Raw genomic sequence first — 22,552 nt, forward strand, 5'->3', positions numbered from 1 at the left:
CCTGCACGGTACACATTTATCAGTGTGATTCGCTAACATGGGTCCGTATGAGTACCGGGAGCCAGCGCGGTGGAGTCGCCGGAAGCGTCCTCGTGCCGCTGTGTGCCGTCTCAGGGGCCATCGTGCTCGCCGGGTTCTTTTTTCCCGGTTTTATCGGTGAAACCGTCTCCGGCGAAGCGTGGCTGACGATCGCCTTGGTGTTCTTCAGCTCCGGCCTCGGCTACCTCGCCGTTCTCCCTCACTCGTCGGACGAGGAGGGGGCGTTGCCGGAGTCGTATCTGTTGCGGGTCCGTCGTCGGGGCGTCCGAGAGATGCTGCGCGGGTTCCTCGCCCGACAGGAGCTGGCGACGCTGGCGCCGGCCGTCGTCCTGTTCGCGCTGTTCTTCCTCCTGCAGGTCGCCCTTCCCGACGCCGTCTCCGGCGTCGTCGGCGGCGTGACCGACGCGATACTCAGCGTCGGCGGTCCGGTGTTCCTCGCCGCCGTCTTCGTGTCCGTGTGTTACTGTCTGTTCCTGCTCCTCGGTCCCTGGGGTGGGATCAAGCTCGGTGGTCCCGACGTCGAGCCGTCGTACACCCTGCCGACGCTCTTTACGCTCGTGTTCACCGCCGGCATCGCGGCGGGAGTGGTGTTCTGGGGACCGGCGGAAGCGCTGTTCCACTACCAGACCCCGCCGCCGTACGTCGACGCCGCGCCGGAGTCGAGCGCCGCCATCGGCGGTGCGTTAACGTACGCCCTGTTCCACTGGGGACTGTCGGCGTGGAGCGCCTACGCCGTCATCGGGGTCCCAATCGCGTACTTCGTCTTCAACAGGGGCGCCCCGCTCCGCGTCTCGACGATCCTGGCGCCGTTCCTCGGCGTCGACGGGTTGGATTCCCGGTGGAGCACGCTCGTGGACACGCTCGCAGTGTTCGCGATCATCGGCGGCATCGCGACGTCCGTCGCGCTGGTGAGCGAGCAGTTCCTCACGGGCACGAGCTTCCAGTGGGGCGTCACGGCGGGGCGGCTCGGCCCGGTGCTGTTCGTGGGCGGGCTCACGCTGATATTCTGCCTGTCGGCGGTGAGCGGCGTCCACCGCGGCATCCGGCGCATCTCGGGCGTGACGATGCTGCTCTTCGGTCTCTTTGCCGCGCTCATCGTCGCCGTCGGCCCCCGAACGTTCGTCTTCGAGCGGGGGACGCAGGCGCTGGGGAGCTACGCAGTCAACTTCGTCCCGCTGAGCGTCTACCTCGACGGCCAGTGGGTCGCCGACTGGACCGTCTGGAACTGGTCGTGGTGGTTCTCGTGGGCGCCGTTCGCCGGCCTGTTCATCGCCGCCCTCTCCCGCGGACGCCGCATCAGGACGGTGGTGTTCGTCAGCGTGATCGCCACCTCGGCCGCGACGATGGCCTGGTTCCTGATCTTGGGCGGTACGTCGCTGTTCGTCCAGCATACCGGACGGGCGGACGTGCTCGCGGCCATGTCGTCGTACGGGAGTGCCGAGGCCGTCGCCGGCTTCCCGCTGTTCGAGGCGCTCCCGCTCAGCCAACTGCTGATGTTCCTCTTTCTGGCGCTCATCATCACCTTCATGGCCACGTCGGCGGACACGTCGACGCTCGTCGTCGCGACGCTCGCGGCCAAGCGGGGGTTGGCGCCCTCGAGCGCGAGCATCGTCTTCTGGGGAGTCCTACAGGGAAGCGTCGCCGTCGCCGTGCTGCTCGTCGGCGGCGCCGGGACGCTGCAGGCGCTGGCCGTCCTGACCGGCGGGCCGTTCGCCGTCCTGTCGCTCGTGGCGTTGATCGGGCTCACGGGCACGTTCTATCGGCACGAAAGAGGCCACACCTCAGTCATCGGCCACGTCCGGAACCGGCTCCCCGAGATCCAGACCCACCCGGATCTCGATCCACCGGACAACGACTGACCCCGCGGCGGGCGTCTCACCCGCCCGCGATGCTCGTACAGAAGTTCTCGATGATGCGCTTCCCCGGGCTCGTGAGGATGCTCTCCGGGTGGAACTGCATGCCGATGTGCGGCCGTTCTCGATGGCGAACGCCCATCACGATGCCGTCGTCGCCGTCCGTCCCGTCCGCCTCGTTCGACCCGTCGACGCCGTCTGCCCCGTCCGCCCGCCCCTCCGCGATGGTGTGAGCGGTCTCCTCGAGCTCGCCGGGGATGTCGTCGCGCTCGACGGCCAGCGAGTGGTACCGACCCACCTCGAAGGGGTCATCGACGCCGTCGTAGAGCCCCGCCCCGTCGTGGCGGACCAGCGAGGGCTTCCCGTGCACGACCTCGGGGGCGTGGCCGACCGTGGCCCCGTTGGCCGCACACAGCGCCTGGTGACCCAGACAGACGCCGAGCGTCGGGTAGGAGAGTTCCTCGAAGATCGGGATCGAGACGCCGGCCGCCTCGGGCGTGCCGGGCCCGGGCGAGACGACGATCCCGTCGGGATCGAGGGCACGGACGTCCGCGACGTCGACTGCGTCGTTCCGCCTCACGACGACGTCGTCGAACTCGCCGACGTACTGGACCAGGTTGTACGCGAATGAGTCGTAGTTGTCGATAACGAGTATCATCGGCCGCCCTCCAGCGGGTCGCTCGCGGCGTCCACGGCGAGGGCCCCCTGCTCTCCGAGCGCCTCGTCGACGGCCGTCACCAGCGCGCGGGCCTTGTCGAGCGTCTCCCGGTACTCGAGTTCGGGAACGGAGTCGTGGACGATGCCGGCGCCGACCCGCAACCGGTACTCGTCGTCGTACCGGACGAGAGTGCGGATGACGATGTTGAGCGTCGCGCGGTCATCGAAGCCGAACACGCCGATCGAGCCGGTGTAGGGGCCTCGTCGGGTCGTCTCCATCTCGTCGATGATCTCCATCGTCCGGGGTTTCGGCGCGCCGGTGATGGTGCCGCCGGGGAACACCGCGGCGACCGTGTCGGCGATCGAGCAGTCGTCGCGGCGCCGGCCCTCGACGAGGCTGACGAGGTGCATCACCTCCGAGTACCGGTCCACCCGGCGGTACTCCCGCACGTCGACGGTGCCGTACTCGCTGACCTTGCCGAGGTCGTTGCGTTCGAGGTCGACCAGCATCGCGTGTTCGGCACGCTCCTTCTCGTCGGACAGCAGGTCCGCTTCGAGGTCGGCGTCGGTCGTCGCGGTCTCGCCGCGCGGCCGTGTGCCGGCGATCGGCTCGGTCAGCAGACGGTCACCCTCCACGTCGATCAGGAGTTCGGGGCTCGCGCTCACCAGGTCGACCCCGGGGAACTCGACGAGCGCGGAGTAGGGAGCCGGGTTGACCCGCCGCAGCGCCGCGTACGCGTCGACCGGATCGACCGTCACCGGGGCGACCAGCCGGTGGGAGACGTTCGCCTGGAAGGTGTCGCCGTCCCGGACGTGCTCTTTGATCGCCCGCACCCGGTCGGCGAACGCCTCCTGACCGCACTCGCTCTCGAAGGTCGCCCGCCTCTCAGGCGTCGGAGGCGAGGCGGTCCGGCCGTCGCCGTGGAGCGCCGCCTCGACGAGCGCGAGCGCCCGCTCTCGGCCGGTCTTATATGCGTCAGCCGGCGACCCGTCGACGACCGGGCACGCGGTCACGCGAAGCCGGGTCGCGTCGTCGTCGCGGGGCTCCTCCCAGGCGGCGACCCGGTCGAACACGCCGAGCTGGAGCCGGGGCAGTCCGTCCGACGCCGTCGTCGTCGGCAGGTCCTCGAGCTCCCGGGCGACGTCGTACGAGAGCCAGCCGAACGCGCCGCACGGATACGGCACGTCGCAGTCGCCGCGGACGAGGTGCTGGCGGTCGAGCAGCGCGTCGATGGCCTCGACGCTCGGGCTGGCTCCGTCGGCCGATGGCGCCTCCGCGTCCACCTGCACCCGTTCGACCGGATCGGTCGCGAAGTACCCCCAACCCGGCTGTCCCCCCGTGGTTTCCAGGTAGACGCCGTCGCCGTTCGCGTTCCGCGCCCGCCGATACGACTCGAACGGGTCCGAGACGGTGACGCGGACCTCGACCGGGACCCGCGAACCGTCCGGGGCGGCGGCGGCAATCTCGATGAACGATTCCCTCTCCGTGACGACGAGTGGATCTGTCATTTGATACAGTCATCTCCGAACGACCGTCACAGATCGTTCGGAACTGATACCACGGATAACGGACGTTCGGTCAAAAACGTTCTGCGGAGTGACGATCCATCCGACGCAAACTCGAATTGTCACACGAGCGGAACGAAAATCGGTGGGTATTTTAATACCCGTACTATTCCCCGCCCGCGACTTTACGCCCCGACCGAACAGTAGCATGCGAACTGATAACGCTGCATCGGCCGTCGCGTTCCGTCGGCGCGTTCCGGCCGTCGGCGACGGCGAGGAAACCACCATCACCATGACAACGACATCATCACCATGACAACGACATCACCACCATGACGACGATAATCGACGGTAACGAGATCGGCGATCGGATCCGAGCCGACGTCGGCGACTGCGTGGGGACGCTCGCGGACGCGGGCGTCACTCCGGGGCTAGCGACGGTACTGATGAGCGACGACGGGGCGAGCGAGACGTACGTCTCGATGAAACGACGGGCCTGCGAGGAGATCGGCATCGAGAGTTACCACCACGAGATCGACGCCGACGCGCCCGCCGATCGGCTCTTCGACCGAGTCGAGGAGCTAAACGAGGACCCCTCGGTGCACGGGATCTTAGTGCAGATGCCGGTTCCCGACCACGTCGACGCCCGGCGGATCCTCCGGAGCATCGACCCGATGAAGGACGTCGACGGCTTCCACCCCGAGAACGTCGGCCGCATGGTCGCCGGAGACGCGCGATACAAGCCGTGTACGCCGCACGGCATCCAGAAGCTCCTCGCGGCCGCCGACGTCGACACAGAGGGGAAAGACGCCGTCGTCGTCGGGCGGTCGGACATCGTCGGGAAGCCGATGGCGAACCTCCTGGTACAGAAGGCGCCGGGCGGCAACGCCACCACGACGGTGTGTCACTCCCGGACCACCGATCTGGCGGCGAAGACCCGCGCCGCCGACATCGTCATCGCGGCCGCGGGCGTCCCGGAGATGATCGACGGATCGATGCTCTCGGAGGGCGTCGTCGTCGTCGACGTCGGCGTGAATCGGGTCGACGCCGACACGGAGAAGGGGTACGAACTCGTCGGCGACGTCGACTTCGAGAGCGCGAAACAGAAGGCGTCGGCCATCACGCCGGTCCCCGGCGGCGTCGGCCCGCTCACGATCGCGATGCTCATGTACAACACGACGAAGGCCGCCGGCCTCCAGTCGGGCGTCGACGTCGAGTTACCGTAGCCCGATCGGCGGCGGCCGATCCGGGCCGTTCGTCACCTTCCGAGATAAGACGAAATACTTGGAGGGAGAGCGTGGCGGTTCGAGCGGGATGGCGTCACGGGGCGGAGCGGCCGTCTCAGATGCGCAGGTGGGCCGGCGGGTCGACGACCTCGAGCTGTTCGAGCAGGCCGAGCCGGTCCTCTTCGATCCAGATCTCGACGATCTCGTCGCCTTCGATGCGGTACATCGCGATGCCGGTCCACTCGACGGTGTGGCCGGTCGGTTCGATGTCGCGGTACTGGCCGGTGTGGGTCCCGGCGACGGTGTATCGAACGGTGACGAGGTCGTCCTCCGCCGTCATCGCCTCCGTGGTTCCGCCGTAGTCGGGGAACGTCTCGAAGTGCGCGTCGAGGAAGCCGAGTATCTCCTCGATCCCGTGCAGCTCCTCGACGATCCCGTGCTCGACGACATCCTCGGCGAGCAGCTCGGTCATCCGGTCCCGGTCCTGTTCGTTGAACGCCTTCAGGTAGTCGCGTACCAGTTCTCGGTTTGGGGATTGCGTCTCTGACATAGGTACACCTCGGTCGATTCCGCTCGGATCAGGGCCGCCCGGTCGCTGTGGGCGCCGTTCGAACGATCGGCCGTATTCGTGTTAGATGTTATCATTAATCGTCGCATTCGACGTTCGGAGCGTTGCGGAGGTGCCTCAGTCGGTCGGGTTCTCGTTTCGGCGACCGGTCGGTTCGTCGTCGTCTCCCGATCCCGATCCGAGCCCGGACCCGGGAACCGACCGCCTTCCGGACGCGGTAAACCCGAACTTCCCAGTGAACTGGGACGTAGAGATTCGGATCCACGACCGACCAGTCGGACGACAGGACTCGGGGCGGAGGCGTATCCGGGGGTCCGTCGCTCCCGACGAACGCAACCGGTCAAGACCCCGGAAACTGCCACGACTCGGTCCCCGGCGCCGTCGCTCGCCGTGAGATCTGCCTTCCACCGGCTACCGGCCGACGATCTCTTTCCCGTCTCCCGGACGGAACGGCCCTGAACGCCCGTAATACGCGTCCGCGAACCTCCTCGCCGAGGCGGCTCCGTGCCGGCGGGGAAAAACCGATAAACCGTTCGCCCTACTCCCTTTGATATGGAATACCACGAGGCGGCGAACTTCCTCTTCGACCTCCGCCGGTACCCACCGGCCGAGGGCGTCGAGTCGACGCGACGCCTGCTCGACCACCTCGACGGCCCCGGCGAGGAATTGCAGGTCGTTCAGGTGGCGGGGTCGAACGGGAAGGGGAGCACCGCTCGCATGGTCGAGAGCGTGCTGCGGCAGGCCGGATACGACGTCGGCATCTACACCTCGCCCCACTTGAACGACGTCAGAGAGCGGATACGCCTCGACGGGCGAACGGTCTCGAAGCAGGCCGTCACCGAATTCGTCGAGCGGGTGGAACCCTACGTGAACGATCGGACGGCCGAGGGCGACCCGCCGACGTTCTTCGAGGCGCTCACGGCGCTCGCCGTCTGGTCGTTCGCCCGCGCAAACGTGGACGTCGCCGTATTAGAGGTCGGCATCGGCGGCCGGTACGACGCGACGAGCGCGCTGGATACCGATGCGGCGGCAGTCACGAGCGTCTCGCTCGAGCACACGGACATGCTCGGTGACACCGTCGAGGAGATCGCCCGGGACTTGGCCGCCGTCGCCCCCGCCGACGCGCCCCTCGTGACCGCCGCGACCGGCGCGGCGCTGTCGGCCGTCGAGTCGGTCGCCGACGTCTACCGTGTCGGAACCGCCGCCGACGCCGACCTCCGGGTGACCGACGGCGGCCGCGAGGGCTTAGAACAGGCCGTCGGGATCGAAACCGACGACTGGTCGGCGAGGACGTCCCTCCCGTTGCTGGGCGCGTACCAGGTCCGCAACGCCGGCGTCGCCGCGGCGCTGGCCCGGCAGTTCGACGGCGTCTCCCCGGCCGCCGTCGAGCGCGGGCTCCGGAACGCGCACTGGGCTGGCCGCTTCGAGGTGATGGAACGGAATCCGCTCGTCGTGCTGGACGGCGCGCACAACCCGGCCAGCTGCGAGGGGGTGGCCGAGACGCTCTCGACGTTCGAGTGCGACTCGCTCCACATCGTCTTCGGCGCGATGTGCGATAAGGACATTGCGGAGATGGCGGCGGCGCTGCCGGACGCCGACCGCGTCTACGCCTGCCGGCCGGACCTCGAACGAGCGGAGACGCCAGCGATACTCGCGTCGGCGTTCGACGACGCCGTCGACGCGGGCACGCGAGGGTCCGTGGCCGACGCCGTCGACGCCGCGCTGTCGGCCGCCGACGCGGGCGACGCCGTGCTGATCTGCGGATCGTTACGGGTCGTCGCGGAGGCCCGCCGGCGCTGGACGCGGCTGCACGTGCCTCGGCGGGTCGACGACCTCGAAACCGCCGCCGCGGTCATGGAGGCCGCCGACGTGAGCGCCGGCGACGTCCAGCGGGCGCGTGCGGACGGCGTGCACCGAGTCGTTACCACCCGACTCTCCCCCCGCCAGGCCGATCACGTGAGGCGGGAGTTGCTGTCGATCGGCGGCCGGTGCGTCGTCTCCGGGCTCTCGACGCGCGGCCGCGAACCCGTCGACATCGCATTGATGGGGACGGTCGCGCAGTTCCGACGGCTCCTCGACGCGCTCGACGGCGAGCCCCACGGCCTCGAGGTCGTGGGCGACGACCTCCGGGAGACGCTGGACCTCGAAGCCGCGTCCGAAACGGACACGGACGCTGCGGTCTATCCGTGGGACTCCGGGACCGCGGTCATGGGCGTGTTGAACGTCACGCCGGACTCGTTCCACGACGGCGGGCGCTTCGAGGCCCGGGACGACGCCGTCGCCCGCGCCGAGGCGATGGTCGAAGCCGGCGCCGATATCGTCGACGTCGGCGGGGAGTCGACCCGACCGGGCGCCGATCCCGTGCCGGTCGACGAGGAGATCGACCGCGTGCGCCCGGTCGTCGAGGCGCTGGCCGATCTCGACGTGTTCGTCTCGATCGACACCCGGAAGGCCGCGGTGGCGAGGGCGGCGCTCGCGGCCGGCGCGGACGTGCTCAACGACGTCTCGGGGCTCGAAGATCCGGAGATGCGGCTGGTCGCCGCCGAACACCAAGTGCCGGTGGTCGTGATGCACTCGATAGAGACGCCGGTCGATCCCGACGTCGACGTCGAGTACGACGACGTGGTCGACGACACGCTGGCTGCGCTCTCCGAGCGGGTGCTCTTGGCGGAGAAGGCCGGGCTTGACCGGTCGCAGATCATCGTCGATCCGGGACTCGGATTCGGCAAGTCGGCCGTCGAGAGCTTCGAGCTCTTGGGCCGCCTCGACGAGTTCCGGGCGCTCGGCTGCCCGGTGCTCGTCGGCCACTCGCGGAAGTCGATGTTCGGGCTCGTCGGACGCGAGGCGTCCGGAGACCGCCTTCCCGCGACCCTCGCGGCGACGTCGCTGGCGGCCGACCGCGGCGCCGACATCGTCCGGGTCCACGACGTGGCGGAGAACGTCGCGGCGGTGCGGACCGCCGAGATGGCCGCGGACCCGGGCGTCGACGACCGGTGACCGCGGTCGACGCGGTCGCCGTGTCGCCGACGCTCTTCATGAGCATCCGCCGATCATTGTGTTTGAGTGTCAGAACCACTTCGGCTAGATTCTGATTCAAATGATAAGTAGTAGGTCCTGAGAGAATTACATTTATTGAACAATGTTCAAATAAGACCTTTTATCTAGTACACAGACTCCCTGAAATAGATATTATTGCACAATCACGAATTATATACATCCTCGCGCAAATTCCTGTCACATGGTAGCAAGCCCACCGATCGACGAGCTCCACTTCTCGATGGAGCCTGACGTGGAGCCGGTACCCGGGCCGCAAACGGAGCGGCTGCTGGAACGGCAACGGGAGGTCGACAGCAACGCGGTCGCGTACCCGCGCCGCATACCGGTGGCGCTCGAGGAGGCCAAGGGCGCGACCATCAGGGACGTCGACGGAAACACGTTCCTCGACTTCTTCGCCGGCATCGGCGTGTTGAACGTCGGCCATTCCAACCCGTACGTGCTGGAGGGGGTCCACGAGCAGCTCGATAAGCTCACCCATACGGTGGACTTCCCCACCGAGGCGCGGATCGAGTTCATCGAACGGCTCAACGACATCGCGCCCGACGGTCTCTCCGGAAACAGCAAGGTCATCTTCGGCGGACCGAGCGGCAGCGACGCGATCGAGGGGTCGATCAAGCTCGCCAAACACAACACCGGCCGCCACGGAACCCTCGCCTTCGAGGGGTCGTACCACGGGACGACCGCCGGGGCGCTCAGCCTCACCGCCGGCAAGGCGTACAAGGAGGGATACGGCCCGCTGTTGGCCGACGCCGTCCACGTCCCGTTCCCCAACCCCAGCGAGCCGGGGCCGAGCGGTGACGTCGAGTCGTTCTGTCCCGCCGAGAACTGCTGTCAGGCGGGTACCTGTGCCCGTGCGCTGGACGCGGTTCAACGGAAGTTCGAGGGCCCGTACGGGGGCCACGAGTCGCCCGCGGGGATCTGGGTCGAGCCGATCCAGGGCGAGGGCGGCGTCGTCGTCCCGCCGGAGGGGTTCCTCGAGGGGCTCCGCGACATCGCGGACGACAACGACGCGATGCTGATCTTCGACGAGATCCAGACCGGGTTCGGGCGTACCGGCGAGTGGTTCGCGGCCGAGCACTGGGACGTGACGCCGGACGCGATGACGATGGCGAAGGGGATCGGCGGCTCGGGGCTCCCCATCGGCGCGATGATGTATCACGAGGAGTACGACACGTGGGGGCCGGGCGGTCACGTCGGCACGTTCCGCGGGAACGTCCCCGCGTTCGTCGGCGGGACGCGCGCGATCGAGTACGTCGAAGAGCACGACCTCCTCGACCACGCGACGGAGGTCGGGGGGTACATCCGGTCGCGGTTCCGCGAGCTCGCCGAGGACGTCCCCGAGATCGTCGATATCCGCGGAAAGGGGCAGTTCACGGGCGTCGAGTTCGAGGTGGACGGCGGACCCTCGAAGTCGCTCGTCGAATCGATCCAGCGCGAGTGCTACCACAGGGGCGTGCTCGTGTGGTACGCCGGACGCCACAAGAGCGTCCTTCGCCTGCTCCCGCCGCTCGTGTTGACGCAACGCCAGGCGGAGGTCGGCATGGACATCATCACCGAATCGGTCCGCGACGTCCTCGCGGACCACGGCGAGTGAACGCGGACGGTTACGCACCGTCGAGCGCCGCCGGATATCGGTCCGTTCCGGGCGCAATCGCCGGTCGATCCGTCTGATCGCCCGCGATCGAAGGCGTCGTCCCGACGGTCGCGGTGACTCACGCGTCGGTCCCGGGAGACGACGGCGGCGCGTGACGGTTTTGGGTCGTCTGCTCCGAGCCATCAATAATATTTAAATACCGTTATATAACGTGTATTCTCAAATTGTATAGGTATATAAGAGAGTTCAGGACCCTACGGAGAGCGATCTGAGATCGGAGCGAAGCCGCAGAGAGAAACATCGAATCGAGAGGGTCAAACCAGCTGAAAAGGGCTGAAGCGTCTCATCCCGAGGCGATCGACTGTAGCGGAGTCGTCAGAGTCTGCGAAGGATCGGTTCCCGTCCGAGACAGTCTAAAACGGAGTTTCACGCGCTCCAACTCGCTCTCCGCCTGCAGAGATTGTCGGTCGCAGATCAGCCGTTCGACTCCGATCGCGAATCGCGCTTCGGGATCGGGAGACGGAGAAGTATATTCAGACTGTCTTATATTTCTAACTGATAGGTATGCGGACAGTATCGGTGCGCGACCCGGAAACGACGCCGGTCGCGCCGGGCACCGTTACCGCCGCGGCGGCCAGAATCACGGCCCCGGTCCGAACGAGATCGCCGACCGCTCGTCGGATCGTGTCGCCGACTCGCGGCGGTCGGCCGGGGACGCGCGTAGAACGACCATCGTTACTATGTGCAGGCGGGTCCGAAACGTCGTATGGCGCCATCTCACGTCCTCGTCCCGCTCGACGGGTCGCCGCTGGCCGACGAGGCGCTCACGCGGGCGCTCGACCTCTTCGACTGCCGGGTGACCGTCCTGAACGTGGTGACCCCGATCGACGCGGGGATGAGCGAGGGCGGCATTCTCGAACCCGGCGAGGAGCGTCAGGAGACCGCGCGTGAAGGGGCCGACCGCATCGTCGAGCGGGCGAGAGCGCGGGCCGCGGAGGTCGATCGAGAGATCGACACGGCGGTGGAGAGCGGCGACCCGGCCGAGGTCATTCTCGACTACGTCGACGCTCACGACGTCGATCACGTGGTGATGGGCGGGCACGCCGACGAGCGGGGAAGTATCGCCCGCCGGGTGCTCGGCACCGTGGCCACCAGCGTCGTCGCCGAGGCCCCCGTCACCGTGACCGTCGTTCGCTGATCCGGGCCCTCACCCGCCGAGCACCGCGGCGAAGGCCTTGTAGAGCCCGAACCCGATCGCGATGGAGGCGACGAGCGTGATGAGCCAAAACGCGAGGGTCACGCCGATCTTCCGACGGGAGACGCCCGCCGAGCCGCCGGCGAGCCCCCCGCCGATGACCCCGGAGATGATGATGTTGTTGAACGATATCGGGATCCCCAAAGCGATGGCCAGCTGCGCGATGATGAACCCGGGAACCAGCGCGGCGATCGAGCGCCTGACCCCCAGCTGCGCGTACTCGCGGGAGGTCGCTTGGAGGAGCTTCGGCGCCCCCATCCAGGCGCCGGCGAGGATGCCGGTCGCGCCGAGCGCGAGCAGGACGACGCCGGGAAGTCCGAGTTCGACCCCGTAGAGGTTCTCGAGCGGGCCGGTCGCCAGCCCGACCTGACTGCCGCCGCTGGAGAAGGCGACGACGCTCCCGAGGACGATGAGGAACGTCCGAATGCCGCCCTCGACCGACGCCTGGGTCCGGCGCCGAATGAGCAGGAACCACGCCGCGGCGGCCGTCAGCGTGACGAGCACCACCACGGGGTCGACATCGGCGACCATCGGCGTCTCGACCTGCCGCGCGATGAATCCCGCGACGGAGCTCTGGCTCGCGTCGGGCGGCGACGGGATGACGCCCAACTGCACGTTGGCGACGATGCCGCCGACGACCGCCGCGAGTAGCGGGACGCCGACCGTCTCCGGGATGTCGTCGCGCCGGAGAATGGTGGCGGTGAGATAGGCGAGCCCGCCCGAAACGGGGGGGACGAGCAACCAGAAGAGCCCGATGCGGCGGTAGGTGTCTATGGCGGGGTCGCCGCCGAGCGAGAGGCCGACGCCGACCATCGCTCCCGTCGTCGCGAACGCCGCCGGCACCGGGTAGCCGGTGTAGACGCCGAAGGCCATGAAGCCGGTCGCGGTCAGCAGTCCCGCCGTCGCCGCCAGCGACGTTATCTGGACGCCGTTGATGAGCCCCGCCCCGACCGTCTCGGAGATCGCTCCGCCCTGCGTGAGCGCGCCGAGCGCGGCGAGGATGCCGATGAGGAAGGCCGCCCGCATCGTTGAGATGGCGTTGGCGCCGATCGCCGGGGCGAACGGCGGCGAGTTGCTGTTGGCGCCGAGCGCCCACGCCGTGGCGAGGCTGGTGAGCGTCGCCAGCACAACGAGCGCCCAGAAGACGGTTCCCGCCACGGTCAACGGCCTCCGCTGACGGGGATTCGGACCATACCACCCACTTCGACAGAGCCCGTGGTTAAACGTTCCCCCGGCGGGGCGAGGATCACGGCGAACAGCCGACCGATCTCCGGTCCCGCTGTTCGCCCGCAACCGTCGTCGAGACGTGGTACGCCGGGAGGTCCGCGAGGAGGGACACGTCGAGGCGTGCGAGCCCTTCGATTCCGGGATTCAGACCGGCCTGTGAGCCAAGTCGATGCCACCGAATGAACCCCTTTCTTTCGTGTGCATCATGGGGACTGTCTCTACTTCGTGAACGTAGCTCGCGGCCGCGACGGTGACGCGGTAGGCGTTGGTGCGGTGGATTCCCTCCGTCTCTATCGGGTCATCGACTTCGAGGTCGATCAGAGTGGGTACGGGCGCCCGTGAGCGACCGGGCCGGAGTACCGATCTTGGAGGAGGTGCAATAGTTGCTACTAGAGGTGATACGGTAGCGTGAAGACCGTTATGGGGCCGGAGGGATTTGAACCCCCGATCGACTGATATCTCCGGTGCGCCTCGGAACTCCAGAGGGTCGTCAACGCGAGCGATGATCAGTCGCCCGCTCGGTATATCAGTCTGGAGTGTCGTCCCGGGCACGAACCTCTGGAGTCAGTCGCCATGCCTGGCTTGGCCACAGCCCCACGCGGTATCGCATTAGGTGGTTGCCGAAACGCGGATAAAGGGGTTTCGATCGCGAGCGATCGGGTGACGACAGGGCGACGCGAGGGGCGCCGTTACCGAGCGAGGTCCGACCGCTGTTCCCGGCGATAGCCTCAGCGGTCGTCGTCGCTCCAGTCGCACTCCTGGCATTTGAACCCGGTGACGAACTCGGTGACGCTCGGCATGTAGCCGACGGTGATGACGTCGCCGCCGCACTCGGGGCAGTCCCGCTCGGCGTCCGCGATGGACTCGGCTTCGAGCACCGACTCGCCTTCGACCAGCTCCGCGAGCTTCTCGGGCGTCACCATTCGGCCCTGCACGACGCGATTGGACATACGTCGTGTAGACGGCGGAGCACCTAAACCCCGGCGACACGCCGGTGTGGGGAGCCGCCGATCGCGACGCGACGCCTACAGCCAGGGCGCCCGGGAGTCGTCGTCGGTGAACGGGTCCGACTCGTCGTCGCCCGCGTCGCGGTCGCCGCCGTTGGCCAGCACCGCCACGTCGTCGTCCACGATCGGCCCGGGCGCGTCCGGCGGGGCGTCGAGCGGCGGGTCGGTCGGCGCGGGATCTCCGTCCGCGGGCGCCTCGTCGGAGCCTCCCTCCTCGTCGGCGTCTTCGTCGTCGCCGTCGCGGGGACCGTCGCCCGGCCCGTCCTCGTCGCCCGGCGAGTCGCCGCCGGAGTCCGCGACGGGACCGGCGTTCGGGTCGTACGCGAAGAGCGTGGTGACGGCGAGGACGGCCAGCGCGATGGGCGCCTCGGTCTGCATCAGGTCGAACGGACCGAGCAGGATCGGGAGCGCGAGCACGCCGAGCGCGACCGCCGAGCCGAACCGGAAGCGGTCGATGTCGACGCGGCCCCGGAGGTGCGGCGACAGCAGCGCGACCGCGAGGGCGAACGAGACGCCGACGCCCGCCGCGGCGGCGCCGTTAACGACGTACTCCGGCGAGGTCATCTCGCCCGGGCGCACGGCGAAGCCGGCAGGGTCGAAGCTCGCGACGAACCCGAGCGCGATGATGACGCCCGGGCTCGGGAGGTACTCGCCGATCTCCGAGCTCGCGGTCTTGGCGGCGATCGTGAGGATCACCAGCCCCGCGAACCGCTCGAAGACGTGGAGGTCGAGGAACGCCTTGAACGTCGGAGCGAAGGCCGCCTCGATCGCCGCGATGGGAACGACCACCGCGCCGATCAACAGCACGGAGGTCGCCATCTCCCGGCGGCTCCCGTCCATTTCGGCGAGGATCACGGCCGCGGTGGCCGACCCGCCGAAGATGAGGATCCCGGTCTCGACGACGCCGGTGGCGGTGCCCAACACGCCGGCGATGACTAACGCCGGGAAGATGCCGTCGATCAGCGGCAGCACCATGACGGTCGCGAGCAGCTTCGTCGCGCTGCCCACCTGCCGCTCTAAGCGGAGCGCTATCGGGTGGCGTGAAACGCTCATTCAGGGGCGATGTCCCTGACCGACGGGTACACGGTGGGAAGCAGACGACCCGCGATAGCCGAGGGCCCGGCGTGCGGAGTCGAAGCCGCGAGCGGCCCGACCAGCCCATGTAAAGAGTTTGCGCGGATTGCCGGCTGTAAAGGAGGCGCCGAGGGTGCGGATCGGCTGGCCGGCGGTGCGCGCGTTCACGGGACTGTCGGAGTCCATACTCTATATACCCGTTTCGGTTGCGTTAAAGGTTGTGTGAGACCTGTCCGCACGACACGGACGATCGCTGTATCTCATTTAAAAAGGCGGGTACGAACCGGTGACGAATCCCGGATTTCGCCGGCGATCCGTCGACGGCGCCGGCGTTAGAGCGCCGATCCGTGGGAGACGGCTCGCGGACGTGCCTGTCGAACTGTGACACGCGAGAGCCGAGGGCGGGTGATCGAAGGCGAGAGCCGAGTGCGGGTGATCGAAGGGAGGTCGCAGGCGCCTCGTCCGTGGAGAGCGCGAGGCTGGCACTCGCGCCGAACGCCTGACGAGCACCCGTGCCGGTCAGGTTCGATATCGGCTCCGCCGCGCGCGATATGATCCACGCCCGTGCATATATATCGAACTCGAATGAGAATGAGGTGCACGTCCGTGCGGACTCGCAACGTTTTTGATGCGGCACTCACGACGGTTTATATGGAGACCAACTCCGGTCGATTCTCTGCGAAGCTCGACGTGCCGGAAGCGCTGACGTTCGACGACGTGCTCCTCCGCCCCAAGGAGAGCCGGGTGGAGCCCGACGACGCCGACCTCTCCGCGCGCGTCTCGAAGAACGTCGAACTCACCGTGCCGGTCCTCTCGGCGGCGATGGACACCGTCACCGAGAGCGACCTGGCGATCGCGATGGCCCGGGAGGGCGGCCTCGGCGTCCTGCACCGCAACATGACCGTCGAGGAGACGGCCGCCGAGGTCGAGCGCGTCAAGCGCGCCCACGAGCTCGTCATCCGCCGCGAGAACGTCGTGACGGTCTCGCCCGACGACACCGTCCGCGAGGCCGACGCCGTGATGGAGCGACAGGGCGTCTCCGGCGCCCCGGTCGTCGACGCGGAGGACGCCGTCCTCGGCATCATCTCCGGGACGGACATCCGCCCCTACCTGGAGGTCGGCGAGGACGACGCCGTCAGCGAGGCGATGACGGACGAGGTCATCACCGCGTCGGAGGACGTCGACGCGCACGAGGCGCTCGAACTGATGTACGACCACAAGATCGAGCGCGTCCCGATCGTCGACGGCGAAGACCGCCTCGTCGGGCTCATCACCATGCAGGGCATCCTCCAGCGCCGCGAGCACGAGGAGGCCGCCCGCGACGACAGGGGCCGCCTGTTGGCCGGCGTCGCCGTCGGCCCCTTCGAGGAGGAACGCGCGATCGCGGCCGACGAGGCCGACGTCGACGTGATCTTCATCGACTGCGCGCACGCCCACAACCTCAACGTGCTCGACTCCGCCCGCGCGATCAAAGAGACCGTCGACGCCGACGTCGTCGTCGGCAACGTCGGGACTCGCGAGGCCGCCGAGGCCGCCGTCGACTTCGCCGACGGGCTGAAGGTGGGGATCGGGCCGGGGTCGATCTGCACCACGCGCGTCGTGAGCGGCGCCGGGATGCCGCAGATGACCGCGGTCTCGGAGGTCGCGGACGTGGCGTCCCAGCAAGGCGTCCCGGTGATCGCTGACGGCGGGATCCGCTACTCCGGCGACGCGATCAAGGCGCTGGCCGCGGGCGCGAACGCCGTGATGCTCGGCTCGTACTTCGCCGGCACCGACGAGGCGCCCGGGCGCGTCATCACGATGCAGGGGAAGAAGTACAAGCAGTACCGCGGGATGGGCTCCGTCGGCGCGATGAAGTCCGGCGGCGGCGACCGCTATCTCAAGGAGGAGGACGAAGACGAGGAGTTCGTGCCCGAGGGCGTCGAGGCCGCGACGCCGTACAAGGGGAGCCTCGCCTCGGAGCTCCACCAGCTCACCGGGGGGATCTGCTCCGGCATGGGGTACGTCGGCGCCGCGACCGTCCCCGAGCTGCACGAGCGAGCCGAGTTCGTCCGCGTCTCCAGCGCCGGGCAGACCGAGGGCCACCCGCACGACGTGATGATCACCGACGAGGCGCCGAACTACAGCCCGAACGAGTGATCGCTCGCCGGATCGGCCGACGGTCGGCCCACGGTCCGACGGCGTTCGATAGCGGCGGCGTGGTCCCGAAGAGGTATTTTAATATAGTCCGCGAAGAGACGAAACGTGTGAGCGAACACGTCGTCGCTCCGAGAATCCATGAGTGAGCAACCGCCGCTGGTCCTCGTGGTCGAGGACGAACCAGATCTGGCCGACCTGTACGCCGCGTGGCTCGGCGACGAGTATCGCGTTCGAACCGCGTACGGCGGCCAGGAAGCGCTGGAGAACCTCGACGAAGTCGACGACGATGTCGATACGATCCTGTTGGACAGGCGGATGCCGGGGCTCTCGGGCGACGAGGTGCTGTCTGCCGTCCGCGAGCGCGGCATCGACTGCCGGGTCGCGATGGTCACCGCCGTCGAGCCCGACTTCGACATCCTGAAGATGGGGTTCGACGACTACCTCGTGAAACCCGTCACCAGCGACACCCTCAGGGAGACGGTCGCGGGGCTGTTGCGACGGGGAGAGTACGACACGGAGATGCAGGAGCTGTTCTCGCTGACCTCCAAGAAGGCGATGTTGGAGACCGAGAAGAGCGCCACGGAACTCGCCGACAACGACGAGTATCAGCGACTCACCGACCGCATCAACGAGCTCCGGTCGCGGGCCGACGAGTCGCTGGAGGCGGTCACCGAGGACGAAGACGACTTCGAGAAGCTGTTTCAGGACTTCGACGACGGGAACTGACGGCCCGAGGCGGCTCGGAACGCGACGCGACCGGCGTCCGGAACCGAAACGCGGCTCCGCTTCCGCCCCGCCGACTGTTTAAATACGGTCCGGCCGAACCGACGACCGAATGCGCGTCAGCGACCTCCCGCTCGCCGAGCCGTACGTCGACCACTTCGCCGAGCGGGGGATCCGCGAGCTGTACCCGCCGCAGGCGGCCGCCGTCGACGCCGGCGTCTGCGACGGCGCGAACGTCGTCGCCGCGATCCCCACGGCCTCCGGGAAGACGTTCGTCGCCGAGCTCGGGCTGTTGACCGCGGACGGCCCGGGGCTGTACGTCTGTCCGCTCCGCGCGCTCGCCCGCGAGAAGTACGAGGCGTTCGCGTCGCTCCCCGGCGTCGACGTCGGCATCTCCACGGGCGACTTCGACGCCACGGGCGAGGCGCTCGCCGGCAACGACGTCGTCGTCGCGACCAGCGAGAAGGTCGACTCGGCGATCCGGAACGGCGCCGACTGGGTCGACGAGCTCGCCTGCGTCGTCGTCGACGAGGTCCACCTCCTCGGCGCCGAGCGACGCGGCCCGACCCTCGAAGTGACGCTCGCGACGCTCCGCCGCCGGAACCCCGACGTGCAAGTCGTCGCGCTCTCGGCCACCGTCGACAACCCGGAGGCGATCGCCGGGTGGCTGGACGCGACGCTCGTCGAGTCCGACTGGCGCCCGGTCGACCTCCGGACCGGCGTCGCCGTCGGCGGGCACGTCGACTTCGACGACGGGACGGCGATCGACGTCGCTGTCGCGGACGAGTCGGACCCCGAGACCGACGGTGACGACGACGACGGCCTCGACGACACGGAGGTCACGGCCGCCCTCGTCGCCGACACCGTCGCCGACGGCGGGCAGTGCCTCGCCTTCGTCCGGTCGCGGACCGAGGCGGTCGCGCTGGCGGAGCGGCTCGCCGAGGACGGCCTCGCGGGCGAGATGGGGATCGGGTCGGCCGCCGAGACCGCCGCCGACGAGGTCGAGGCCGTCGACGGCACGGTCACCGGCCGACAGCTCGCCGACTGCCTCCGGTCGGGCGTGGCCTTCCACCACGCCGGGCTCCGCTCCGGGCACCGGTCCGTCGTGGAGGCGGCGTTCCGCGACCGCGACGCCGCCTGCATCTGCGCGACGCCGACGCTCGCGGCCGGAGTCAACGTCCCCGCGCGGCGCGTCGTGGTCCGCGACCAGAAGCGCTACGCCGGCTCGGCGATGGAGTGGCTCCCGACGCTGGAGGTCCACCAGATGTGCGGCCGCGCGGGCCGCCCCGGGCTCGACCCGCACGGCGAGGCGGTGCTCGTCGGCGACGAGGACACCGAGGCCGAGCTCGTCGAGCGCTACGTGGAGGGCGAGCCCGAGGCCGTCGAGTCGAAGCTCGCCGACCCCGCGTCGCTCCGGACGCACGTCCTCTCCGCGATCGCGACCGGCTTCGCCGAGACGGAAGAGGAGATACTCGGCGTCTTCGAGGGCACCTTCTACGCGCGGGAGGCGGGCGCCGGCGGCCTCGCGGACGCCGTCGCGGTCGCCGTCGACGACCTCGTCGCGGCCGGGATGGTCCGCCGGGAGACCGGCGGCGTCGACGCCTACCGGCTGGTCGCGACGCCCGTCGGCGAGACCACCTCGAAGCAGTACGTCAGACCGGAGACCGGCGAGCGGATCGTCGCCGGCCTCCGGACGGCCGCCGAGATGGCGAGCGCGACGACGCTCACCGTTTTCGAGGTGATCTGCGACACGCCCGACATGCAGGACACCTACCTCGGCAACGAGGAGCGCGCCGAGATATACCGCTTCGCCCGGGCGAACGCGGGTCAGCTGACCACGGCGATGGGCGAGACCGACGACTTCGAGGAGTGGCTGGAGTCGGTGAAGACCGCGCGGATCCTCGACGAGTGGATCGGCGGCGCCACCGTCGAGGAGCTCGTGGAGGCGTACCGGATCGGCCCGGGCGACCTCGACTCGCGGATCGAGCGCGCCGAGTGGCTGCTGAGCGCGGCGGAGGCGCTGGCGGAGACGACCGGCCTCAGCGTGCCGGCGGTCTCGCGGGCGAGAGCGCGGCTCTGAAATCCGTCAGAAGAGTCGTCCGTCAGTCCGCGGGCTCGACGGCCCGGTGAAACGGGGTCCGGGAGATCGTCCGCCGGAGGTCGGCCAGCGAGTCGCGGCCGACCTCGCCGGCGACGGACATCACCGCGAACACCTCCTGTCTGGAGACTTTCACGCCGGTCTCGGTGAGCGCGTCCTCGGGCCGGGAGTTGAGCTCGCGGAGGGTGCCGACCGCGAGCAGGTACGGGACGGTCCACGCCTCCATCGTGTTCCCGTTCGAGAGGGGCATCGTCTCCAGGTACGCCTGCGCGTCGTCGAGGAACGACCGGGCGTACTCGGCGGTGCGCCCGACGACGCGGGCCGACGACTCCCGGTTCTCGGGGTGGACGACGCGCTCCTGCTCGACCCCCTCGTCGGCCAGCCACTCGGCGGGGAGGTAGACGTTGTTCTCCTCCGTGTAGTCGTCGTACACGTCCTTCGAGACGTTGACGAGCTGGAGGAGGAGCCCGAACTCCTCGGCGGTGTCGCGGAGGCGCCGCGCCCGCTCCTCGCCGACGTCGCCGCGGGTGAGGAGGTTCGTGATGAGGTTGCCGACGGTGCCGGCGGCGTAGTAGCAGTACTGCTCTAACTCGTCGCGGTCGTCGATGCGAAGCCCGCCCTCGGTGGCGTGGCGGTCGACGAACATCGCCATCCCGTCGACCATCTCCAGCACGGGCGGGACGATGGCCTCGCGGGCCTCGGGATCGAGGTCCTCGAACGTCGCCACGATCGTCGGGGCCTCGGCGACGACCTCCCAGTCCTCGTCGCGCTCGGCGGGCGCCGGGAGCCACTCGTCGACGGCGTCGCGGAACTCGGCGATGTCGACGTCCGAACCCGGGTCGACGGCGTCGCGGTAGGTGCGCAGTACGTCGCTTTGCGCCTCGGGAGGGATGTGACCCGCGTCCTCGACGGTGTCGGCGACTCGACAGAGGAGGTACCCGACGCAGATCTGCGAGGCCATCGGCTCCTCTAACACGTCGACCGTCAGCGCGAAGGTCCGAGAAACGCCCTGAACCGCCTCGTGACACCACGGAAGGTCGGGCTCGGCGGGACCGTGTGCTCGTCCGCTCATTCGGTTACCGACACTTACGGCACAACGCATAAAAAGCCTCGTGGAACGAGCCGGGCTCTGCACCCCCGACGGGCGTCGATTCCGACGGGGTTCGAGGGACGGGATCGACCGACTGCGCTCCGAAGGGCGGCGAGAAACCTCGCCCCCGTGTAGGATCGTGTAGAAACCGATAAGTCGCCGTGCGCGGGAGTGTACGGCATGGACTTCGCGCTCTCCGAGGAACAGCGTCAGATCCGCGACACGGTCGCGGAATTCGTCGACGAGGAGGTCGTCCCACGGGCCGCCGAGATCGACGAGACCGACGAGTTCCCGGCCGACCTGATCGACGAGATGGCCGAACTCGGGCTCATGGGAATGCCGTTCCCCGTCGAGTACGAGGGCGCCGGGCTCGACTACCACAGCTACGCGATCGGCCTCGCCGAGATCTCGCGCGGCTCGGGCGGGCTCGGGACCGTCGTCGCCGCCCACACGTCGCTCGCGGGGAACATGCTGTACGAGTTCGGCGACGAGCGACAGAGGGAGGAGTACCTCACCGCCTTGAACACGGGCGAGGACGTCGGGGCGTTCGCGCTCTCTGAGGCCGAGGCCGGCTCGGACGTGCCAGCCATGACGACCACGGCCGAGCCCGACGGCGACGGCTACGTCGTCGACGGGGGGAAGCTCTGGATCTCGAACGGCTCCGTCGCCGACACGATCACCCTGTTCGCGAAGACCGACCCCGACGCCGGCCGGAAGGGGATTTCCTCGTTCGTCGTGCGCCCCGAGGAGGACGACGGGTTCATCGTGGAGGGGACGGAGGACAAGCTCGGCGATAAGGGGTGTCCGACCGCCGAGCTCCGCTTCGACGACATGTGGATCCCCGAGGACCGGCGGCTCGGCGAGGAGGGGGAGGGGTTCGTGCAGGCGCTGAAGACGCTGAACGGCGGCCGGATCACGATCGCGGCGCGGTCCGTCGGCATCGCGCGGGCCGCGCTCGACGAGGCGAAGTCGTACGCGCAGGAGCGGGAGCAGTTCGACCACGCCATCGCCGACTTCCAGGCGATCCAGCACAAGCTCGCCGACATGGACACGAAGGCCCGCGCCGCGGAGCTGTTGATGCACGAGGCCGCGGACCTGAAGATGCGCGACGAGGACTACATCAAAGAGGCCGCGCAGGCGAAGCTGTACGCCTCGGAGATCTCCCGCGAGGTCGCGAACGAGGGAATCCAGATCCACGGCGGCTACGGCTACACGAAGGACTTCCCCGCCGAGCGCTTCTACCGAGACGCGAAGCTCTCGGAGATATACGAAGGGACGAGCGAGGTCCTGCGGAACACCATCGCTCAGCAGTTGCTCGACGAGTAGGCGGCCGCGGACGCCTCGCTACTTTTCGTCGCCCGCGGATCCGCCGTCGCTCTCGGCCGGATCCTCCGCGCTCTCCTGGTTCGACGTCCCTCCATCCGACGTCCTCTCCTCGC

Annotated in this window: 16 protein-coding genes and 1 tRNA gene; 9 read left to right on the top strand and 8 right to left on the bottom strand. The window is 68.7% G+C overall.

Features of this window, described 5'->3' with window-relative positions; genetic code table 11:
• Nucleotides 1-47 precede the first annotated feature (47 nt).
• On the top strand, nucleotides 48-1,898 hold the full coding sequence (locus tag DJ73_RS03070) for a BCCT family transporter (RefSeq protein ID WP_094523111.1): 1,851 nt from the start codon (nucleotides 48-50) through the stop codon (nucleotides 1,896-1,898).
• A gap of 16 nt (nucleotides 1,899-1,914) precedes the next feature.
• On the opposite strand, the gene DJ73_RS03075 is transcribed toward DJ73_RS03070, so the two are convergent.
• Nucleotides 1,915-2,550, bottom strand: coding sequence for an aminodeoxychorismate/anthranilate synthase component II (locus DJ73_RS03075; protein ID WP_094523109.1), 636 nt, complete (start codon nucleotides 2,548-2,550; stop codon nucleotides 1,915-1,917).
• Nucleotides 2,547-4,058: an anthranilate synthase component I family protein gene (locus DJ73_RS03080; RefSeq protein ID WP_094557266.1), complete on the bottom strand. Its 1,512-nt coding sequence runs from the start codon at nucleotides 4,056-4,058 to the stop codon at nucleotides 2,547-2,549. Before DJ73_RS03080 ends, DJ73_RS03075 begins: the two co-directional genes overlap by 4 nt.
• A 329-nt stretch (nucleotides 4,059-4,387) precedes the next feature.
• Between DJ73_RS03080 and DJ73_RS03085 the strand changes: the two genes are divergently transcribed.
• Nucleotides 4,388-5,281, top strand: a complete 894-nt coding sequence (locus tag DJ73_RS03085) for a bifunctional methylenetetrahydrofolate dehydrogenase/methenyltetrahydrofolate cyclohydrolase (protein ID WP_094523105.1) — start codon at nucleotides 4,388-4,390, stop codon at nucleotides 5,279-5,281.
• A 115-nt stretch (nucleotides 5,282-5,396) separates the two neighbouring features.
• Here DJ73_RS03085 and DJ73_RS03090 read toward each other — a convergent pair whose 3' ends face one another.
• On the bottom strand, nucleotides 5,397-5,831 hold the full coding sequence (locus DJ73_RS03090) for an ester cyclase (protein ID WP_094523103.1): 435 nt from the start codon (nucleotides 5,829-5,831) through the stop codon (nucleotides 5,397-5,399).
• A gap of 570 nt (nucleotides 5,832-6,401) precedes the next feature.
• Between DJ73_RS03090 and folP the strand changes: the two genes are divergently transcribed.
• The 3 genes from folP (at nucleotide 6,402) to DJ73_RS03105 (ending at nucleotide 11,698) form a co-directional block, all read left to right on the top strand.
• Nucleotides 6,402-8,846: a dihydropteroate synthase gene (folP, locus tag DJ73_RS03095; protein ID WP_094523101.1), complete on the top strand. Its 2,445-nt coding sequence runs from the start codon at nucleotides 6,402-6,404 to the stop codon at nucleotides 8,844-8,846.
• Nucleotides 8,847-9,087: 241 nt separating this feature from the next.
• Nucleotides 9,088-10,500 carry an aspartate aminotransferase family protein gene (locus DJ73_RS03100; protein WP_094523099.1) on the top strand — a complete coding sequence of 471 codons (1,413 nt, stop codon included), beginning with the start codon at nucleotides 9,088-9,090 and terminating at the stop codon, nucleotides 10,498-10,500.
• A gap of 766 nt (nucleotides 10,501-11,266) precedes the next feature.
• Nucleotides 11,267-11,698, top strand: a complete 432-nt coding sequence (locus DJ73_RS03105; RefSeq protein ID WP_094523097.1) for a universal stress protein — start codon at nucleotides 11,267-11,269, stop codon at nucleotides 11,696-11,698.
• Nucleotides 11,699-11,707: 9 nt separating this feature from the next.
• On the opposite strand, the gene DJ73_RS03110 is transcribed toward DJ73_RS03105, so the two are convergent.
• The 4 genes from DJ73_RS03110 to DJ73_RS03120 form a co-directional block, all read right to left on the bottom strand.
• Nucleotides 11,708-12,913 (bottom strand): inorganic phosphate transporter, encoded by a 1,206-nt coding sequence (locus tag DJ73_RS03110; protein ID WP_094523095.1) that lies wholly within the window; start codon nucleotides 12,911-12,913, stop codon nucleotides 11,708-11,710.
• 490 nt (nucleotides 12,914-13,403) lie between these two features.
• A tRNA-Trp gene (locus DJ73_RS20115) sits at nucleotides 13,404-13,578 on the bottom strand.
• Between the two features lie 132 nt (nucleotides 13,579-13,710).
• A complete protein-coding gene (locus DJ73_RS03115; RefSeq protein ID WP_094523093.1) occupies nucleotides 13,711-13,932 on the bottom strand; it encodes a DUF5795 family protein in 222 nt (73 codons plus the stop codon).
• 75 nt (nucleotides 13,933-14,007) lie between these two features.
• Nucleotides 14,008-15,042: a DUF5794 domain-containing protein gene (locus DJ73_RS03120; RefSeq protein WP_094523091.1), complete on the bottom strand. Its 1,035-nt coding sequence runs from the start codon at nucleotides 15,040-15,042 to the stop codon at nucleotides 14,008-14,010.
• Nucleotides 15,043-15,714: 672 nt separating this feature from the next.
• Here DJ73_RS03120 and guaB point away from each other — a divergent pair.
• The 3 genes from guaB to DJ73_RS03140 all read left to right on the top strand — a co-directional run bounded on the left by guaB (nucleotide 15,715) and on the right by DJ73_RS03140 (nucleotide 20,005).
• Entirely contained in the window at nucleotides 15,715-17,202 is a 1,488-nt protein-coding gene (gene guaB / locus DJ73_RS03130; protein ID WP_094557267.1) for an IMP dehydrogenase, read from the top strand.
• A gap of 138 nt (nucleotides 17,203-17,340) precedes the next feature.
• A complete protein-coding gene (locus DJ73_RS03135; RefSeq protein WP_094523085.1) occupies nucleotides 17,341-17,928 on the top strand; it encodes a HalX domain-containing protein in 588 nt (195 codons plus the stop codon).
• Nucleotides 17,929-18,037: 109 nt separating this feature from the next.
• Nucleotides 18,038-20,005 carry a DEAD/DEAH box helicase gene (locus DJ73_RS03140; RefSeq protein WP_094557268.1) on the top strand — a complete coding sequence of 656 codons (1,968 nt, stop codon included), beginning with the start codon at nucleotides 18,038-18,040 and terminating at the stop codon, nucleotides 20,003-20,005.
• Nucleotides 20,006-20,027: 22 nt separating this feature from the next.
• Here the strand turns inward: DJ73_RS03140 and DJ73_RS03145 are convergent, their stop codons facing one another.
• Nucleotides 20,028-21,095: a phytoene/squalene synthase family protein gene (locus DJ73_RS03145; RefSeq protein WP_094523081.1), complete on the bottom strand. Its 1,068-nt coding sequence runs from the start codon at nucleotides 21,093-21,095 to the stop codon at nucleotides 20,028-20,030.
• A 198-nt stretch (nucleotides 21,096-21,293) separates the two neighbouring features.
• Here DJ73_RS03145 and DJ73_RS03150 point away from each other — a divergent pair, with 198 nt between their 5' ends.
• Nucleotides 21,294-22,439: an acyl-CoA dehydrogenase family protein gene (locus tag DJ73_RS03150; RefSeq protein WP_094523079.1), complete on the top strand. Its 1,146-nt coding sequence runs from the start codon at nucleotides 21,294-21,296 to the stop codon at nucleotides 22,437-22,439.
• Nucleotides 22,440-22,552 lie beyond the last annotated feature (113 nt).

This window comes from Halorubrum sp. Ea1 (genome assembly GCF_002252965.1).
Lineage (GTDB): Archaea > Halobacteriota > Halobacteria > Halobacteriales > Haloferacaceae > Halorubrum.

What these genes read in the sequence shown, in the direction of transcription:
- DJ73_RS03070 (WP_094523111.1), top strand. Translation starts at nt 48, where the DNA reads ATGAGTACCGGGAGCCAGCGCGGTGGAGTCGCCGGAAGCGTCCTCGTG.
- DJ73_RS03075 (WP_094523109.1), bottom strand. Translation starts at nt 2,550, where the DNA reads ATGATACTCGTTATCGACAACTACGACTCATTCGCGTACAACCTGGTC.
- DJ73_RS03080 (WP_094557266.1), bottom strand. Translation starts at nt 4,058, where the DNA reads ATGACAGATCCACTCGTCGTCACGGAGAGGGAATCGTTCATCGAGATT.
- DJ73_RS03085 (WP_094523105.1), top strand. Translation starts at nt 4,388, where the DNA reads ATGACGACGATAATCGACGGTAACGAGATCGGCGATCGGATCCGAGCC.
- DJ73_RS03090 (WP_094523103.1), bottom strand. Translation starts at nt 5,831, where the DNA reads ATGTCAGAGACGCAATCCCCAAACCGAGAACTGGTACGCGACTACCTG.
- folP (WP_094523101.1), top strand. Translation starts at nt 6,402, where the DNA reads ATGGAATACCACGAGGCGGCGAACTTCCTCTTCGACCTCCGCCGGTAC.
- DJ73_RS03100 (WP_094523099.1), top strand. Translation starts at nt 9,088, where the DNA reads ATGGTAGCAAGCCCACCGATCGACGAGCTCCACTTCTCGATGGAGCCT.
- DJ73_RS03105 (WP_094523097.1), top strand. Translation starts at nt 11,267, where the DNA reads ATGGCGCCATCTCACGTCCTCGTCCCGCTCGACGGGTCGCCGCTGGCC.
- DJ73_RS03115 (WP_094523093.1), bottom strand. Translation starts at nt 13,932, where the DNA reads ATGTCCAATCGCGTCGTGCAGGGCCGAATGGTGACGCCCGAGAAGCTC.
- DJ73_RS03120 (WP_094523091.1), bottom strand. Translation starts at nt 15,042, where the DNA reads ATGAGCGTTTCACGCCACCCGATAGCGCTCCGCTTAGAGCGGCAGGTG.
- guaB (WP_094557267.1), top strand. Translation starts at nt 15,715, where the DNA reads ATGGAGACCAACTCCGGTCGATTCTCTGCGAAGCTCGACGTGCCGGAA.
- DJ73_RS03135 (WP_094523085.1), top strand. Translation starts at nt 17,341, where the DNA reads ATGAGTGAGCAACCGCCGCTGGTCCTCGTGGTCGAGGACGAACCAGAT.
- DJ73_RS03140 (WP_094557268.1), top strand. Translation starts at nt 18,038, where the DNA reads ATGCGCGTCAGCGACCTCCCGCTCGCCGAGCCGTACGTCGACCACTTC.
- DJ73_RS03145 (WP_094523081.1), bottom strand. Translation starts at nt 21,095, where the DNA reads ATGAGCGGACGAGCACACGGTCCCGCCGAGCCCGACCTTCCGTGGTGT.
- DJ73_RS03150 (WP_094523079.1), top strand. Translation starts at nt 21,294, where the DNA reads ATGGACTTCGCGCTCTCCGAGGAACAGCGTCAGATCCGCGACACGGTC.